Source organism: Roseovarius sp., assembly GCF_965228755.1.
In the GTDB taxonomy this organism is placed as follows: domain Bacteria; phylum Pseudomonadota; class Alphaproteobacteria; order Rhodobacterales; family Rhodobacteraceae; genus Roseovarius.
In genome coordinates this window covers 1,725,275-1,741,845 of sequence record NZ_CBDDIG010000005.1, presented here as the reverse complement: position 1 = coordinate 1,741,845, position 16,571 = coordinate 1,725,275, and the positions used below count along the sequence as shown (strand labels likewise).

The window sequence follows — 16,571 nt, the reverse complement described above, 5'->3', positions numbered from 1 at the left end:
TGAATCGGCGAAATCCCGCGTTCGAGGCAAAGAAATCAGCCATATTTTGTGTTTTTTGGGTGTTTTTTGGGTGACGAAAAGCCCAAGCATCGTTAAGATCGGTGCAATATAGGCGGAAAAAGCCCGGTATACGGGCAAAACAGCAGGCGGACAGAGTAATGACATTGAACCTCACGATGCCAGGTCAGGAAGAATTGAAACCCCGGATCACCGTGTTCGGCGTCGGCGGGGCAGGCGGCAACGCGGTCAACAACATGATCGAGAAGCGGCTCGAAGGGGTCGATTTCGTCGTCGCCAACACGGATGCGCAGGCGCTGAGCCAGTCGAATGCCGAGAACCGCATCCAGCTGGGCGTGAAGGTGACCGAGGGGCTGGGCGCAGGCGCCAAGGCCTCGATCGGGGCAGCCGCCGCCGAAGAGAACATCGAACAGATCGTCGACCACCTGGCGGGCGCGCACATGTGCTTCATCACCGCCGGCATGGGCGGGGGCACCGGCACCGGGGCCGCGCCGATCATCGCGCAGGCCGCCCGTGAGCTGGGCGTGCTGACCGTCGGCGTCGTGACCAAGCCGTTCCAGTTCGAGGGCGGCAAGCGGATGAAGCAGGCCGAGGACGGCGTGGATGCGCTGCAGAAGGTCGTCGACACGCTGATCATCATTCCGAACCAGAACCTGTTCCGGCTGGCCAACGAGAAGACCACCTTCACCGAGGCGTTCTCGATGGCCGACGACGTTCTGTACCAGGGCGTGAAGGGCGTGACCGACCTGATGGTGCGGCCCGGCCTGATCAACCTCGACTTTGCCGACGTTCGCGCGGTGATGGACGAGATGGGCAAGGCGATGATGGGCACCGGCGAGGACGATGGCGAAGATCGCGCCATCCAGGCCGCCGAGAAGGCCATCGCGAACCCGCTGCTGGACGAAATCAGCCTGCAGGGTGCGAAGGGCGTCCTGATCAACATCACCGGCGGGCACGACCTGACCCTGTTCGAGCTGGACGAGGCCGCCAACCGCATCCGCGAGGAAGTGGACGCCGACGCCAACATCATCGTGGGGTCGACGCTGGATCCGGCGATGGAAGGCATGATGCGTGTGAGCGTTGTCGCCACCGGTATCGACGCCAGCAACGTGCACAGCGATATCCCGGTGCCGCGCCGGTCGCTGGCCGAGCCGCTGAAACCCGCGCGTGAGCATGTGGCCGAGACCGAAGTTCCGGCTGCCGCTGCCGCGGCTGGGCCGCAGGTGGCTGCGATGGCGGAACAGCCCGCGCCCGCCGCAAGGGCAGAGGCCGAGCCGACCCTGTTCAACGGCTTCGACGCGCAGAGCGCCGCGGCCGAGGATCAGTACGAGGATATCTTCGGCTCGGACGAGAATATGGCGACCGACGATGACGGTCTGCCGGCCCCGGCCTACCAGCCCGCGCCGGAGCCCGAGGCGCCCGTCGCCGCCGAGGAAGAGGACATGCGCGAGAGCTTCGTGGCACCGCGCGGCCCGTCGCTGGGCGAGCCCTCACCCGACGCGATGGCCCGCCTGCAGGCCGCGGTCGGCCGCAGCCCGGCGCAACAGCCGCGCGCCGCGGAACCGGCCCCGCGTGAAGCCGCGGCCAGCGGCGAGAAATCGCGTTTCGGGATCAACTCGCTCATCAACCGGATGACCGGCAGCGGCAGCGAAGCCGCGCAGGGCGGGGCACGCCCGGCCCGGCAGCAGCCGCCGGTCCATTCCCGCCAGGCGCCGCAGGAAGACGTCTACGAGGACGAGGATGACCAGATCGAGATACCCGCTTTTCTGCGCCGCCAGGCGAACTGACCAAGCGAAAAATGACCCAGTGAAAAGGCCGTCTTGGACGGCCTTTTTTCTTTGAATACAGCCACTTGATATGTGGGCCGATTCGGCTCGGCGGATTGTTGCCAAGGCTCGTTCCGGCATGTTTCAGGACGTTGCAAAGATTGAGTTGTTAAACGTCGGCCCGATAATTAGACAATTTTGTAACACAACGAAGCCCGAACCTGATCGAGGTTAACCTTGCAGAACACGATCAAAACCGCTGTCTCCTTTTCCGGCGTCGGCCTGCATTCCGGCCAGCCGGCACGGGTTACGATCCGTCCGGCCGGTCCGGAGTGCGGGATCGTGTTCCGGCGCACCGACTGTGCGCTCGGGCAGAACGACATTCCCGCCCTGTGGGATCACGTGCTGCAATCGCCGCTGTGCACCCGCCTGGTCAACCGTCACGGTGTCGAGATCTCGACCGTCGAGCATATCATGGCGGCGATGGTCGGTTGTGGCATTCACAACGCGCTGGTCGAGGTGGCCGGGCCGGAAGTGCCGATCATGGATGGCAGCGCCTCGGTTTTCGTGCGCGGCATCCTGTCCAAGGGTATTCGGAGTTCCGATGCGCCGGTGAAGGCGATCCGCATCCTCAAGCCGGTCGATGTGCGCCGCGGCGATGCGATGGCGCGGCTGGTGCCGCACGAGACGCTGCTGATCGAGTTCAGCATCGATTTCGAGGACGCGGCGATCGGCATCCAGAAGAAAACGCTGAACATGTCGAACGGCAGCTTCGTGCGCGAGTTGTCGACCAGCCGGACCTTCTGTCGCCAGGCGGACGTGGATGCGATGCTTGCCAACGGGCTGGCACAGGGCGGCAATCCCGGCGTCAACGCCGTGGTGTTCGACGGCGACCGGGTGATTTGCCCCGGCGGCCTGCGCCACGCGGATGAACCGGTGCGCCACAAGATGCTCGACGCGTTGGGCGACCTGGGCCTGGCCGGCCTTCCGATCCTTGGTCATTACCAGGGCAACCGGGCGGGCCACGCGCTGACCAACGACCTGTTGCGCGCGCTTTTCGCCGATCCGGAGGCGTTCGAAGTGGTCCAATGCGATGCCGAAATGGCGGCCCGTCTGCCGGGTGCCGGTGTGCATCCGCGGGAAATTCCCGAAGTCGCCTGATCGGGCGGCGCGGAAAGGCGCCAAAGTGATTTTGCATCACGGATTTATGTGCTAGGACCAAACCCGATCGCCGGATTTGGTTCGGCCAATTTTTGCAACTGGGTGAGTTCTGACATCATGACATCGGCGAAGGTTCGTACCGGTCTGGCGGGGATTCTGGTGGCAGGTCTGGCGCTGTCCGGCTGTGGTGGCGCTGACAGCGTCGAGCGGGGCGATGCGAATTACGAGAACTTCACCGCGGAGCAGATCTTCGAGCGGGGCGAATACGACCTTGCGCGGAACAACCCGGAACTGGCGGCGAGCGTCTTCGGCGAGGTCGAACGGCTTTACCCCTATTCCGAGTGGGCCAAGCGCGCCGTGATCATGCAGGCCTATGCCTATCACGAGGCCAAGGATTACGAGAACAGCCGGTCCGCCGCACAACGCTATGTCGATTTCTATCCGACGGACGAGGATGCGGCCTATGCGCATTACCTTCTGGCGCTGAGCTATTACGACCAGATCGACGAGGTCGGCCGCGACCAGGGCCTGACCTTCCAGGCGTTGCAATCGCTGCGCGAGGTGATCGAACGCTATCCCGACAGCGAATACGCCAAGTCGGCCGTGCTGAAATTCGACCTGGCCTTCGACCATCTTGCGTCGAAGGAGATGGAGGTGGGCCGCTACTACCTCAAGCGCAGCCACTTCACCGCCGCGATCAACCGGTTCCGCGTGGTGGTCGAGGATTTCCAGACGACGACCCACACCGCCGAGGCGCTGCACCGGCTGGTCGAGGCGTACCTGTCGCTGGGCCTGACCGACGAGGCGCGCACCGCCGGGGCGATCCTTGGCTACAACTTCCGTGGCACCGAGTGGTATGAGGACAGCTACAAGCTGTTGACCGGGCGGGGCCTGACGCTGGAAGCGGTGGGCGACAACTGGCTGCGGCAGGTGTATCGCCAGATGATCCAGGGGCGTTGGCTGTAGAACAGGGTGGGGAGACCCACCCGTCTGACGGGTTGGCCTGATGCTGCGCGCACTTGATATCCGCGACATCCTTATCATCGACCACCTTGAGCTGGAGTTCCGGCCGGGGCTGAACGTGCTGACCGGCGAGACCGGGGCCGGCAAGTCGATCCTGCTTGATTCCCTCGGCTTCGTGCTGGGCTGGCGCGGGCGGGCCGAGCTGGTGCGGCAGGGGGCGGAGCAGGGCGAGGTGATGGCCGAGTTCGACCTGGCGCCGGGGCATCTGGCGCGGGCGGTTCTGGCCGAGGCCGGTTTGCCGGAGGATGACACGCTGCTGCTTCGTCGGGTGAACACGCGGGACGGGCGCAAGACGGCTTACGTGAATGACCGGCGTTGTTCGGGCGAGGTTCTGCGGCAATTGTCGGACACGCTGGTGGAATTGCACGGGCAGCAGGATGACCGGGGGTTGCTGAACCCTCGCGGCCACCGGGCGCTCCTGGATGATTACGGCGGGCTCGAGGGCCAGCGCGGGGCCGTGCGGCAGGCATGGCGCGAGATGCGCGAGGCGCGCGGGGCGCTGGAAGAGGCCAAGGCGGCGTTGGAGAAGGCGCGGGCAGACGAGGATTTCCTGCGCCATGCCGTGGGCGAGCTGGACAAGCTGGCGCCCGAGGCGGGCGAGGAGGAGGAGCTCGACCGCCGCCGCCGGATGATGCAGGCGGCGGAGCGGATTCGCGAGGACGTGGCGAAGGCGCAGGCGGCACTGGGCAACGAGGGCGCCGAGGGGGCGGCGGGCGACGCGCTGCGCTGGCTGGAAGGCGTTTCCGACAGTGCCGAGGGCGAGCTGGACGAGCCTATGGCGGCGATCGGCCGGGCGATGGTGGAGCTGGACGAGGCGGCCTCGGGCGTGGGGCGGTTCCTCGAGGCGCTGAGTTTCAACCCGACGGAGCTGGAAGAGGCCGAGGAGCGGCTGTTCGCGATCCGGGCGCTGGCGCGGAAGCACGGTGTGTTGGCGGACGATCTGGCGGGGTTTGCCGATGACTTGCGCAGCCGGCTGAACGCGGTGGAGCAGGGCGACGCGGATATCGCGGCGCTGCGTAGTGCGGTGGAGACCGCCGAGGACGCCTATGGCAAGGCGGCGGAGGCGCTGAGCGCGGCGCGCAAGGAGGCGGCGGGGCGGCTCGACACGGCGATGGGCAGCGAGCTGGCGCCACTGAAGATGGAGCGGGCGGCGTTCGAGACGAAAGTGGAGCCGGCCGAGCCGGGCCCGGACGGGCAGGACGCCGTGACCTTCACGGTCGCCACCAACCCCGGCGCGCCCGCCGGGCCGCTCAACAAGATTGCCTCGGGCGGGGAGTTGAGCCGGTTTCTTCTGGCGCTCAAGGTCTGCCTGACCGGGGAGGACAGCGCCGTCACGATGATCTTCGACGAGATCGACCGGGGCGTCGGCGGGGCGACAGCGGATGCCGTGGGCCGGCGGCTGGCACGGCTGGCGGAGCAGGGGCAGGTTCTGGTGGTGACCCATTCGCCGCAAGTGGCCGCCCGCGCCGCGCATCACTGGCAGGTGGCCAAGCGGGTGGAGGGCGAGCAGACGCTGTCGACCGTGGCGCCGCTGGCGGGGCCGGCAAGGGTGGACGAGATCGCCCGGATGCTGTCGGGCGACACGGTCACGGCCGAGGCGCGCGCGGCGGCCGAGGCGCTGATGGCGGGCTAGGCGATGGGCCGGGCCGTATCCGCCGGGGCGGTTTACTTCCTTGTGGTTTTTGCCGTGGGGTTTGCGCTTGGGACGTTCCGGGTGCTGGTTCTGCTGCCGCGCGTCGGAGAGCTGACAGCGGTGATGCTGGAATTGCCGGTGATGCTGGTGGTCTCGTGGGTCTGTGCGGGATGGCTTGTGGGCCGGTTTCGCGTTCCCGGCAGGGTGGCGGACCGGCTGGTGATGGGCAGCGCGGGATTCGGGCTGCTGATGGTGGCAGAGTGGATGCTGGCGGTTTTCGTGTTTGACCGCCCGATGGCTGCACAACTCGCGCATTATGCCAGGTGGCCCGGTGCCATCGGGCTGGCCGGGCAGGTGGCGTTCGGGGTGATGCCGGTCTTGCGCCGTTAGGCGTCAGGGCCGGGCGAGGTGGCGTTTGAAGAAGGCGATCATCTTGGCGCGGCTGTCGTTCTCGGCCGCGGCGTTGTTGCCGACGAGATGGCCCTGGAAACGCTGTTCGGGGATCTGCAGGTCAAAACTGTGAGCGGCGCCGGGGTAGATGTGCACGGCATATTCGGCCCCTTCGGCGGTGATCGTGGTGCAGTCGTCGGGCGGCACCCAGTCATCGGCATCGCCGCCGAAGACGATGAGCGGCGTGGTCAGGGTGGCGTTCGATCCCAGCCGGTTGAAGGCGCCACACCACGGGTAGTAGGCGGCGAGCGCGCGGAACTCCCGCGTGTTGCGCTGTGACAGGCGGATGGTGACGCTGCCGCCGTTCGACTGGCCCATGGCGAAGATGTTGGCGCTGTCGATTTTCGGGCGGTTGGCGAGGTAGGCCTTGGCGTCGCGGGCGTCCTGCATCCGGTAGCGGCGGGCGTCGCCGAGACGTTCGTAGGTTTCGCAGACATGGCCGCCGCCGATGCCCCTTGGGCCGAAGCTGTCGAGGATGAGGGCGGCGAAGCCTGCGGCGTTGAGCGCCTCGGCATGGAGGTCGAGCGCCTCGGCCACCGAAGGCTGAAGCCCGCCGCAGCCGTGCATCAGGATGACGGCGGGGTGGGGGCCGGGGCCGTCGGGCAGGTGCAGGCTGGCCTCGAGCGTGACAGGGGTGCCGTCGTAGCTGGTCTCGGCAGGGAAGTTGACGGGCTCGGCCAGCGCCGGGGCGGCGAGGCAGGTCAGCAGGGCGAGGACGCGCAGCATGGGGCGGGCTCAGTTCCGGGGCGGCACGAGCTTGCCGGGGTTCATGATGTTTTCCGGATCGAGCGCGGCCTTGATCGCGCCCATGACCGCCCAGGCGCCGCCATGCTCGCGTTCCATGTAGCCCAGCTTGCCGATGCCGATGCCGTGCTCGCCGGTCGAGGTGCCGCCGAGCGAGAGGGCGAGGTCGACCAGCCGCCTGGAGGCGTCGAGCACGCGCTGTTTCTCGTCGGCATCGTCGGGGTCGAAGAGGAGAATGGCGTGGAAATTCCCGTCCCCCACATGTCCGAGGATCGGGCCTTGGACGTCATGCGCCTTGAGGTCGGCGCGGCAGGTCTCGACGGCCTCGGCCAGGCGCGAGATCGGCACGCAGACATCCGTTACCACGGCGCGGCAGCCGGGGCGGGCGGCGATGATGGCGTGATAGGCGTTGTGCCGCATGGTCCAGAGCGCGTTGCGGTCTTCCGCCCTTTTGGCCCACTCGAAGCCCGAGCCGCCGTGTTCCTCGGCGACGGCGCCGAAGGTTTCGGCCTGTTCGGCAACGCCCGCGTCGGAGCCGTGGAATTCGAGCAGCAGGTGCGGCTTTTCCGGCAGGCTCATGCCGGAATAGGCGTTCACGGCCTTGACGCTGTCGATATCGACCAGCTCGATCCGGGCGACGGGCAGGCCCATCTGGATCGTGTCCATGACGCAGTTGACCGCCTGGTCCACCTCCGGGAAGGCGCAGACGGCCGAGGAAATGGCCTCTGGCGTGCCCTGCAGGCGCAGGGTGAGTTCGGTGATCAGGCCCAGCGTGCCCTCGGAGCCCACGAACAGCCCGGTCAGGTCGTAGCCGGCCGAGCTTTTGCGGGCGGCGCTGCCGGTGCGGATGACCTCGCCGGTGGCGGTGACCACCTCGAGCGCCATGACGTTGTCGCGCATCGTGCCGTAGCGCACTGCCGTGGTGCCGCTGGCTCGGGTCGAGGCCATGCCGCCGAGGGAGGCGTTGGCGCCGGGATCGACGGGGAAGAAGAGGCCGGTCGCGCGCAACTCCTCGTTCAGGGCCTGGCGGGTGACGCCGGGTTGCACGCGCACGTGCATGTCTTCGGGTGACACTTCGAGGACCTTGTTCATCCGCGAGAAATCGACCGTGACGCCGCCTTCGAAGGCCTGTGCCTGGCCTTCCAGCGAGGTGCCGGTGCCCCAGCCGATCACCGGGCAGCGATGTTCGGCGCAGATCCCGAGGATGCCCGCCACCTCCTCGGTGGTTTCGGGATAGGCCACGGCATCGGGGAGCGTGAGGGGAAAGTAGGTCTCCGATTCGCCGTGCTGGGCCAGTTCACCCTTGGAGCATGTCAGCCGTTGTCCTAATAAGGTGGTCAACGCGCCGATTGCAGCCTGGATAGTCATGCAGATCCCTCTTTTCCGTTCACGTGCCAAACCTAGTCGAAGCGGCACCTGGGGGAAAGCGCGGGCGCGGCGGGAAATGCCTGTGGCATGACCCAATCGTCGCGGCATTTCCTGGGTGGCAAGATCAACGCGGCGGTGCGGGCGGCCCGGAATGGCTGGCGGGTGTTGCTGGACCGGGGGCCGAGCCAGTTCCAGTTCTGGCTGATCGCGCTGGCCATCGGGATCGCGGCGGGGTTTGCGGCGCTGCTGTTCCGGCGCGGGATCGACAATCTGCAAAGCTGGGCCTACAGCGCCGAGGGCATGGCCTATGTCCATAGCGCCGCGGCGGCGTTGCCGTGGTACTGGGTGATGGTGGTGCCGATCCTTGGCGGGCTGGTGGTGGGGGTGATCCTGCACCGTTTCACGCCGGACGGGCGGGTAAGGTCGGTCTCGGACGTGATCGAGGGCGCGGCGCTGCAGGAAGGCCGGGTCGAGGGGCGCGAGGGGCTGGCCTCGGCGGCGGCGTCGATCATCACGCTGGGCACCGGCGGGTCGAGCGGGCGGGAAGGGCCGGTGGTGCACCTGGCCGGTGTGATTTCCTCGTGGGTGAGCAACCGGATCAATGCCGATGGGGTGACCGGGCGCGACCTCCTGGGCTGTGCCGTGGCGGCGGCGGTGTCGGCCTCGTTCAACGCGCCGATTGCCGGGGCGCTGTTCGCGCTGGAGGTGGTGCTCAGGCATTTCGCGCTGCATGCCTTTGCGCCGATCGTCATCGCCTCGGTCGCGGGCACGGTGATCAACCGGCTGGAATTCGGCGACGTGACGGAGTTCACCCTGCCGGTGGCGAGCGCGCTGGAATTCTACGTGGAACTGCCCGCCTTCCTGATCCTCGGGCTGGTCTGCGGGCTGGTGGCAACGGCGCTGATGCACGCGATCCTCTTTGCCGAGGACATGGCCAGTTTCGTGCAGATGCGGATGCGGATGCCGCGCTGGCTGCGGCCGGCGGTGTCAGGGGCGCTGCTGGGGCTGCTGGCGATCTGGTTTCCGCATATTATCGGGGTGGGCTACGAGACGACGTCGCTGGCGCTGACGGGTCAGCTTGTGCTGCACGAGGCGATGGTCTTTGCCGTGCTGAAGGTGGTGGCGGTGGCGATCACGCTCGGCGGGCGGATGGGCGGCGGCGTGTTCTCGCCCTCGCTGATGGTGGGGGCGCTGACCGGGTTGAGCTTTGGCCTGATCGCGACAGGGCTTTTTCCCGAGGTGTCTGGCTCATCGACGCTCTATGCGCTTGCGGGCATGGGGGCGGTGGCCGCCGCGGTGCTGGGCGCGCCGATCTCGACCACGCTGATCGTGTTCGAGCTGACCGGCGACTGGCAGACCGGGCTGGCGGTGATGGTGGCGGTGTCGATGTCGACGGCGCTTGGCTCGAACCTGGTGAAGCGGTCGTTCTTCCTGACCCAGCTCGAGCGGCGCGGGGTGCAGGTGGCGGCGGGGCCGCAGGCCTATTTGCTGTCGATGTACATGGTGTCGAACGTCATGCGGCCCAAGGGCGCCGAAAAGGCCGCGCCGGAAGAGCGGTGCTGGGAGCTGATTGGCGAGGGGGTCTATGTCGATGGCGGCGCCACGCTGGAGGCGGCGATGGCGGTGTTCGAGCGGACGGCGGTGCCCTTCGTGCCGGTGGTGACGCTGACCAAGGAGGGCGAGCCGCCTGAGCTGCTGGGCGCGCTCTTCCATGTCGATGCGCTCAAGACCTATAACCGCGCGCTGGCGGCGGTGTCGCGGGAGGAGCACAGCTAGGCGCCGCCCGCTCTGCCTTCAGATGCGTTCGACGGTCACGTTCTCGTTGGCGTAGAAGGCGATGTGGCCCTTGATGCGCTCTACATCCGGCTTCGGGTCGTCGTAGCTCCATGCCGCGTTCTGGAGTGTCTGGCTCTTCGTGACGATGGAATAGTAGCTGGCGTCGCCCTTGTGGGGGCAATGGCTGGTGTGGTCGGTCTCGTCGAGGAAGGCCATGGCGATATCGCCCTGCGGAAAGTAGATGATGTCTGGATGTCCGTCCTCGCTGAGTACCAGCGCGTCGCGGCTTTCCACGAGGATGGCGCCGCCTGCGCGCACGGTCCATGTGCCTTCGGCCTTGCGGATCTTGATCTTGGTCATGGTTCTTGTCCCTCCCCAATGTGCGTCATGTCTTGCGGTGTCTTACACCGATTTGCCGTCCGCGTGTGACACCATTGTGTCACAGGGGCGCGGTTGCGGCCTCGAGCCAGTCGCGCGCGGGCCCGGTCAGGCGCGGGCCGATCTTCTCGAGGCATTGTGCGTGGTAGGCGTTGAGCCAGTCTTTCTCGGCGTCGGTGAGCATGTCGGTGTCGATCAGGCGCCGGTCGATGGGCACGAAGCTGATCGTCTCGAAGCACAGCTTGCCGGTCTGGTCGCCGCCGGGCAGGGGCTCGGCCTCGGTCACGACGACGAGGTTCTCGATGCGGATGCCGAAGGCGCCTTCGCGGTAATAGCCCGGCTCGTTCGAGACGATCATGCCCGGCTCCAGCGCCACCTCACCGGCGCGCGACAGGCGCTGCGGGCCCTCGTGGACACAGAGGTGGACGCCGACGCCGTGGCCGGTGCCGTGCGCGTAATCCTGGTCGGCCAGCCACAGCGGGTAGCGCGCCAGAACGTCGAGGTCGCGCCCCGCCAACCCCCTGGGCCAGCGTACGCGGCTCATGGCGATCATGCCTTGCAGGACGCGGGTGAAGGCCGCGCGTTCGTCGGGCCCTGGCGTGCCCACGGGCAGGGTGCGGGTGATGTCGGTGGTGCCGTCGACATACTGGCCGCCGCCGTCGAGCACCAAAAGGTCGCCGTCTTCCAGCGTGCGGTTGGTCTTTTCCGTGACCCGGTAATGGGCCAGCGCGCCGTGGGGGCCGGAGCCGGCGATGGTGTCGAAGCTGATGTCGAGCAGCTCGTTGGTGGCACGGCGCTCGACCTCGAGCTTGGTGGCCACGTCGATCTCGGTGATGGTGCCGGGGGGCTGATCGTCGTACCACGCGAGGAACTGGCAGAGCGCGGCGCCGTCGCGGATATGGGCTGTGCGGGTGGCGGCGATCTCGGCCTGGGTCTTGCGCGCCTTGGGAAGGATGCAGGGATCGTCGCCCCAGACCAGCGGCACGCCGGCCTCTTCCAGTTGTTTCGCCACCCAGAGCGGCACGCTGGAGCGGTCGAGCCGCACCGGCCCGGTCAGGCTGTTGAGGCCGGGGCCAAAGGCATTGGCGGGGCGGATCAGCACCTCGTCGCCCAGATGCGCGCGGACCTCGTCGTCGAGCTTTTCGGCATCGACGTAGAGCGTGAGCTGGCCGGTATCGTGCAGCACGGCAAAGGCGTGCGGGACCGGGTTGCGGGGGATGTCGCTGCCGCGGATGTTGAGCAGCCAGGCGATGGAGTCGGGCAGGGTGAGCACGGCGGCTTCCTGTCCGGCGTCCTTCAGCCCGGCGGCAAGGCGGGCGCGTTTCTCGCCCTGGGTCTCGCCCGCCAGCTCTTCGGGGTAGACGCGGATGGCGCCTTGCGGCGGGGCAGGGCGGTCGGGCCAGATGCGGTCGATCAGGTTGTCGCAGGGGCGCAGGCGGATGTCGCTGCCCGCCAGCCCCTTTTCGAGCGCGTCGATCTGTTCGGGGGTGTAGAGCCACGCATCGAAGCCGACCTCGCCGCTGTCGAGGTTGTCCCTGAGCCACTGGGCCGGCTTGACCTCGGGCCAGTCGACGGGGGTGAAATGCGCGGTATCCACCTGTGTCTTGACCTGCGCCCGATAGCGCCCGTCGACGAAGACGCCGGCCTTGTCGGCGAGGGCGATGCAGAAGCCCGCAGAGCCGGTGAAGCCCGTCAGCCACGCCAGCCGGTCGTCGCAGGGGGCCACGTATTCGCCCTGATGCGCATCGGCGCGGGGGACGAGGAACCCGGCCAGCCCCTCGGACGCCATCGCCTCGCGCAGCGCGGCCAGGCGGGGCGGGCCCTGTTCCGGGCTGGCGGTGTCTTGGAAGGTCTGGAACATGGCGGGCCCCCGGAAATTCGTTCAGCCTCACATTGCTAGGGGAGGGGCGGGGCAAGATCAATGCGGGATTCCGGACCCTCAGGCGTGGCGCGGACCGAACGGCAGGGATTTGAGTATTTGGGGAAAGATGAAACCCGGGTCGCGCCGGGCTTCATCTTGTCGCGAATGCCTTAGCTGGCCTTCTTGATCCCCATCACGCGGGCCCGGGCGCGCGGGTCGCTGTCGAAGAGCGCGGCGAGCTGTTCGGTCATGGCGCCGGCCAGCTGATCGGCATCGGTGATGGTGACCGCGCGGTCGTAATAGCGGGTCACGTCGTGGCCGATGCCGATGGCCAGCAGTTCGACCTGCTTGCGCTTCTCGACCATGGCGATCACGTCGCGCAGGTGTTTCTCGAGGTAGTTGGCCGGGTTGACCGACAGCGTGCTGTCATCGACCGGCGCGCCATCCGAGATCACCATCAGGATCTTGCGCTGTTCGCGCCGGTTGACGATGCGGCGGTGGGCCCATTCCAGCGCCTCGCCGTCGATATTCTCTTTCAGCAGTCCTTCCTTCATCATCAGCCCGAGATTGTTCCGGGTCCGGCGCATGGGGGCGTCGGCGGATTTGTAGATGATGTGGCGCAGGTCGTTGAGGCGGCCGGGCAGTTGCGGGCGGCCCTCGTTGAGCCATGTCTCGCGCGATTGCCCGCCTTTCCAGGCGCGGGTGGTGAAGCCGAGGATCTCGACCTTCACCTGGCAGCGTTCGAGCGTTTTCGACAGCACGTCGGCGCAGATCGCGGCGATCGAGATCGGGCGGCCGCGCATCGAGCCGGAATTGTCGAGGAGAAGGGTCACGACGGTATCGCGGAACTCCATGTCCTTCTCGACCTTGAAGGAGAGCGGCGTCGTGGGGTTGGCCACCACGCGCGCCAGGCGGCCCGCGTCGAGGATACCTTCCTCGCGGTCGAATTCCCACGAGCGGTTCTGCTGGGCCTGAAGCCGGCGCTGCAGCTTGTTGGCGAGCCGTGACACCGCGCCCTTGAGCGGTTCGAGCTGCTGGTCGAGATAGGCGCGCAGGCGTTCCAGCTCGACCGGCTCGGCCAGCTCTTCGGCGGCGATTTCCTCGTCGTAATTGGTGGAGTAGGCCGCGTAGTCGGGATCGGCCTCGGAAATCGGTTGCGGGGCCGGGGGCTCGAGCGGGGCTTCGCCCTCGGGCATCTCGGTTTCGTCGCCCATCTCCTCGTCGGCCATGTCATCCATGCTGACCTGGGCCTGGGCGTCGTCCTGCTGTTCTTCCTGGCTTTGCTCGGGATCGGCGTCGGCCTGTTCCTCGTCGCTTTCGTCCTGGCCGGTGCTGTCGGGCTGATCCTCTTCCTGCGCCTCCTGGTCGGAGTCGTCCTGATCGTCATCGGGCGCGTCGGGATCGTCGCCCAACTGGTCGCCATAGCCCAGGTCCTTGATGACCTGGCGGGCGAAACGGGCGAACTCGGCCTGGTCGGAGAGCTTGGCCTGCAGGTCCTCGAGCGTGCCGCCGGCGTGATCCTCGATGAAGCCCTGCCAGAGCTGCATGACGTTGTCGGCGGCCCGCGGCAGGGTGCGGCCAGTGGCGAGGTGGCGGATGAGATAGCCCGCGGCGACGGGCAGGGGCGCCTCGGAGGCATCCTTGATCTGGTCATAGCCGCGGCGCAACGCCTCGGCGCCGATCTTGGCGTCGATATTGCCGGCGGTGCCGGGCATGTGGCGGGCGCCCATCGCCTCGCACCGGGCCGATTCCATGGCATCGTAGAGTTCGCGCGCCATCTCGCCCGGCGGGGTGTAGCGGGCCGCGACGCCGGCATCGTGGTACTTGTGGCGCAGCGCCAGCGCGTCGGCGGTGCCGCGGGCCTGCAGCACCTCGTCCTTGGACATGCGCCGACTGATCTGCGGCAGGCGCATCGCCTCGCCCGTCAGGCCGGCGGGATCGACCGAGTAGGTGACCGACAGGTCGGGGTTGTCGGCGAGCACCTTGGTCGCCTCGGCCAGCGCCTTCTTGAAGGGATCGGCAGGGTTGTCGGACTGAGCCATTTAGCGCGCCTTACGCATCGTGTTCGTGATCAGGGGCAACCTAGTGGGATTGCACCTGATTGACCAGTGGGGGTGATGCGATTCCGGGGGCTTACAGGATCATCCGGGTGCAGGTGTCGATCCGGCGGGCCATGTCGGCCCGCGCGCGATCGGCGCGTCTGTCATCCTCGCCATGTTCGGCGTGGCGCAGGAGGAGGGCGATCTCGGTCCAGCCATAGGCGCGCCAGCGCTTGGGTGCGCCGGGGTCGACGCCGGCCTCGGTGACATGGGGGAGAAGGGCGTCGAGCATATCCTCGAAGCCCAGTTGCTTCTGCCGCGTGTCGGTGGATTGCGGGTCGTGAACGGCGCCCTGCCGGGTGGCGAGCGCCTGAAGCCGGCCGGCGCATGTGGCGAAGGCCTGGGCCTGTTCCATCGGGGAAAGAGTGCCCGCATTGGCGGAGGAGATGCCTGTCACTGCCAGAAACGCCACCACCGCCGGGGTGATCGTTTTGTGCCTCATGTGACGAGGGTATGGATATGTATATACCCTGTCAATACATAGAATATACGTCGCGCGCCGGGTGTGGCGGTTCAGCCCGCCGACGGTTCTGCCTCTCCCGAGGCGATCCGTGCGAGAAGGTCGACGTGAACATCAAGCGCATCGATGACCGGATAGCCCGCGTCCTGCCCGTCGAAGGCGAGGTTCAGGTCGGTGCCGGCCAGCACGATGGCTTGGGCCCCGTGATCGTCGATCATGCGGCGGCCCGCGTCGAGGAAGAGGTGCCGCTGATCGGGCGTGCAGTGACCGGTGACCGCCATGTCGGTGTAGGTCTGGCCCAGGTGCGCGGCTTCGTCGTCGAGTACGACCGCGCGGGTGGCCTTGAGTTGCCCGTAAAGCCGCGTCTGCATGACCCTGCGCGTGCCGAGCAGCCCCACGCTGCTCAAGCCCAGGCTTTCGAAATGGGCATCGAGGGGGGCGACGGCCGAGACCAGTGGCAATGCCGAAATGGCCTGCGTCTCTTCGAAACAGAAATGCCCGCCTATCGAGGAAATGACAGCGCAGTCGCATCCCGCCGCCCTGAGCCGGTCGATGAGCCGGGCGTAGATCTCGGCCTGTGCCAGTCGGTCGTCGGCGTTGTTGTTGCGGATCAGTTCCTGAACGTCGGCATGGACGATGGTCAGCTCGAGGCGCTGTTGACGCTTGTTCATCAGCGTGGTCAGGCGGCGGTAATATTCCACCGTCGCCGCCACGCCGATCCCGCCGATCAGGCCGATATGCATGACACGGCTCCAGTTTCGCGGGGCCTGCCGTTCTGCCGCATCACCCCAGGCTGACGCTGGCCGCGCTTTCCGGCAGTTCCTCGTCGAAGCAGCGCTGGTAGAACTCGGCCACGGTCTGGCGTTCGAGCTCGTCGCACTTGTTGAGGAAGGTCAGGCGGAAGGCATAGCCCACGTCGCGGAAGATGTGGGTGTTCTGCGCCCAGTTGATCACCGTCCGGGGGCTCATCACCGTCGAGAGGTCGCCGTTCATGAAGGCGGTGCGGGTGAGGTCGGCCACGGTCACCATCTGGCTGACCTGCTGGCGGCCGTCCTTGGTGTTGAAGAGCGGGTTCTTGGCCAGCACGATGTTCGTCTCGGCATCGTGGCTGAGATAGTTCAGCGTCGCCACCATCGACCAGCGGTCCATCTGCGCCTGGTTGATCTGCTGCACACCGTGGTAGAGGCCGGTCGTGTCGCCCAGGCCCACCGTGTTCGACGTGGCGAAGAGGCGGAAGCAGGGGTGGGGCGTGATGATCTCGTTCTGGTCGAGCAGGGTGAGCTTGCCGTCATGTTCCAGCACCCGCTGGATCACGAACATCACGTCGGCGCGGCCGGCGTCGTACTCGTCGAAGACGATGGCGACGGGGTTGCGCAGCGCCCAGGGCAGGATGCCCTCGTGGAACTCGGTCACCTGCTTGCCGTCGCGCAGCTTGATCGCGTCCTTGCCGATCAGGTCGATCCGGCTGATATGGCTGTCGAGGTTCACGCGCACGGCGGGCCAGTTGAGGCGGGCGGCGACCTGCTCGATATGGGTCGACTTGCCGGTGCCGTGGTAGCCCTGGATCATCACGCGGCGGTTGTGGGAGAAGCCCGCGAGGATGGCCAGCGTCGTATCGGGGTCGAACTTGTAGGTGGTGTCGATCTCGGGAACCCGGTCGGTGCGGTCGGAGAAGCCGCGCACGACCATGTCGGTGTCGATGCCGAACACGTCGCGCACCGAGATCTCCTCGGTCGGTTTGGCTTTCGTGTCTATCGTTCCATCCGCCATGGTCTGGTCCTCTGGGTTCGCATCGTGAATTTCGCCACGTGGTGCAACATAAAGCCGGAAAGGG

Annotated in this window: 14 protein-coding genes; 6 read left to right on the top strand and 8 right to left on the bottom strand. The window is 67.0% G+C overall.

The features are described from left to right. Window positions 1–158: 158 nt before the first annotated feature. From ftsZ to ACO07J_RS12120, 5 genes are all read left to right on the top strand, one after another. Window positions 159–1,805, top strand: coding sequence for a cell division protein FtsZ (ftsZ, locus tag ACO07J_RS12140; RefSeq protein ID WP_422029177.1), 1,647 nt, complete (start codon window positions 159–161; stop codon window positions 1,803–1,805). Window positions 1,806–2,021: 216 nt separating this feature from the next. Beyond that, entirely contained in the window at window positions 2,022–2,945 is a 924-nt protein-coding gene (gene lpxC / locus ACO07J_RS12135; RefSeq protein WP_422029175.1) for a UDP-3-O-acyl-N-acetylglucosamine deacetylase, read from the top strand. 117 nt (window positions 2,946–3,062) lie between these two features. Beyond that, window positions 3,063–3,911: an outer membrane protein assembly factor BamD gene (locus ACO07J_RS12130; protein WP_422029173.1), complete on the top strand. Its 849-nt coding sequence runs from the start codon at window positions 3,063–3,065 to the stop codon at window positions 3,909–3,911. Between the two features lie 40 nt (window positions 3,912–3,951). After that, entirely contained in the window at window positions 3,952–5,601 is a 1,650-nt protein-coding gene (gene recN, locus ACO07J_RS12125) for a DNA repair protein RecN (RefSeq protein ID WP_422029171.1), read from the top strand. Between the two features lie 3 nt (window positions 5,602–5,604). Continuing rightward, entirely contained in the window at window positions 5,605–5,991 is a 387-nt protein-coding gene (locus ACO07J_RS12120) for a hypothetical protein (RefSeq protein WP_422029169.1), read from the top strand. A gap of 3 nt (window positions 5,992–5,994) precedes the next feature. Here ACO07J_RS12120 and ACO07J_RS12115 read toward each other — a convergent pair whose 3' ends face one another. Both ACO07J_RS12115 and ACO07J_RS12110 read right to left on the bottom strand, forming a co-directional pair. Further along, complete coding sequence (locus tag ACO07J_RS12115; protein ID WP_422029167.1) at window positions 5,995–6,777, bottom strand: dienelactone hydrolase family protein; 783 nt, start codon at window positions 6,775–6,777, stop codon at window positions 5,995–5,997. Between the two features lie 9 nt (window positions 6,778–6,786). Beyond that, a complete protein-coding gene (locus ACO07J_RS12110) occupies window positions 6,787–8,163 on the bottom strand; it encodes an FAD-binding oxidoreductase (RefSeq protein WP_422029165.1) in 1,377 nt (458 codons plus the stop codon). A gap of 87 nt (window positions 8,164–8,250) precedes the next feature. On the opposite strand from ACO07J_RS12110, the gene ACO07J_RS12105 reads away from it, so the two are divergent. Then, window positions 8,251–9,939: a chloride channel protein gene (locus tag ACO07J_RS12105; RefSeq protein ID WP_422029163.1), complete on the top strand. Its 1,689-nt coding sequence runs from the start codon at window positions 8,251–8,253 to the stop codon at window positions 9,937–9,939. A gap of 18 nt (window positions 9,940–9,957) precedes the next feature. Here ACO07J_RS12105 and ACO07J_RS12100 read toward each other — a convergent pair whose 3' ends face one another. The 6 genes from ACO07J_RS12100 to cobS form a co-directional block, all read right to left on the bottom strand. Then, on the bottom strand, window positions 9,958–10,299 hold the full coding sequence (locus ACO07J_RS12100; protein ID WP_422029161.1) for a DUF427 domain-containing protein: 342 nt from the start codon (window positions 10,297–10,299) through the stop codon (window positions 9,958–9,960). 79 nt (window positions 10,300–10,378) lie between these two features. Continuing rightward, window positions 10,379–12,178: an aminopeptidase P family protein gene (locus ACO07J_RS12095; protein ID WP_422029159.1), complete on the bottom strand. Its 1,800-nt coding sequence runs from the start codon at window positions 12,176–12,178 to the stop codon at window positions 10,379–10,381. Window positions 12,179–12,348: 170 nt separating this feature from the next. Beyond that, on the bottom strand, window positions 12,349–14,220 hold the full coding sequence (gene cobT / locus ACO07J_RS12090; RefSeq protein WP_422029157.1) for a cobaltochelatase subunit CobT: 1,872 nt from the start codon (window positions 14,218–14,220) through the stop codon (window positions 12,349–12,351). A 91-nt stretch (window positions 14,221–14,311) separates the two neighbouring features. Further along, the gene (locus ACO07J_RS12085; RefSeq protein ID WP_422029155.1) at window positions 14,312–14,719 is read right to left on the bottom strand and encodes a hypothetical protein; all 408 of its coding nucleotides are present in this window, start codon (window positions 14,717–14,719) and stop codon (window positions 14,312–14,314) included. A gap of 71 nt (window positions 14,720–14,790) precedes the next feature. Next, window positions 14,791–15,480: an aspartate/glutamate racemase family protein gene (locus ACO07J_RS12080; RefSeq protein WP_422029153.1), complete on the bottom strand. Its 690-nt coding sequence runs from the start codon at window positions 15,478–15,480 to the stop codon at window positions 14,791–14,793. A gap of 40 nt (window positions 15,481–15,520) precedes the next feature. Beyond that, window positions 15,521–16,507, bottom strand: coding sequence for a cobaltochelatase subunit CobS (gene cobS / locus ACO07J_RS12075; RefSeq protein WP_422029151.1), 987 nt, complete (start codon window positions 16,505–16,507; stop codon window positions 15,521–15,523). Window positions 16,508–16,571 lie beyond the last annotated feature (64 nt).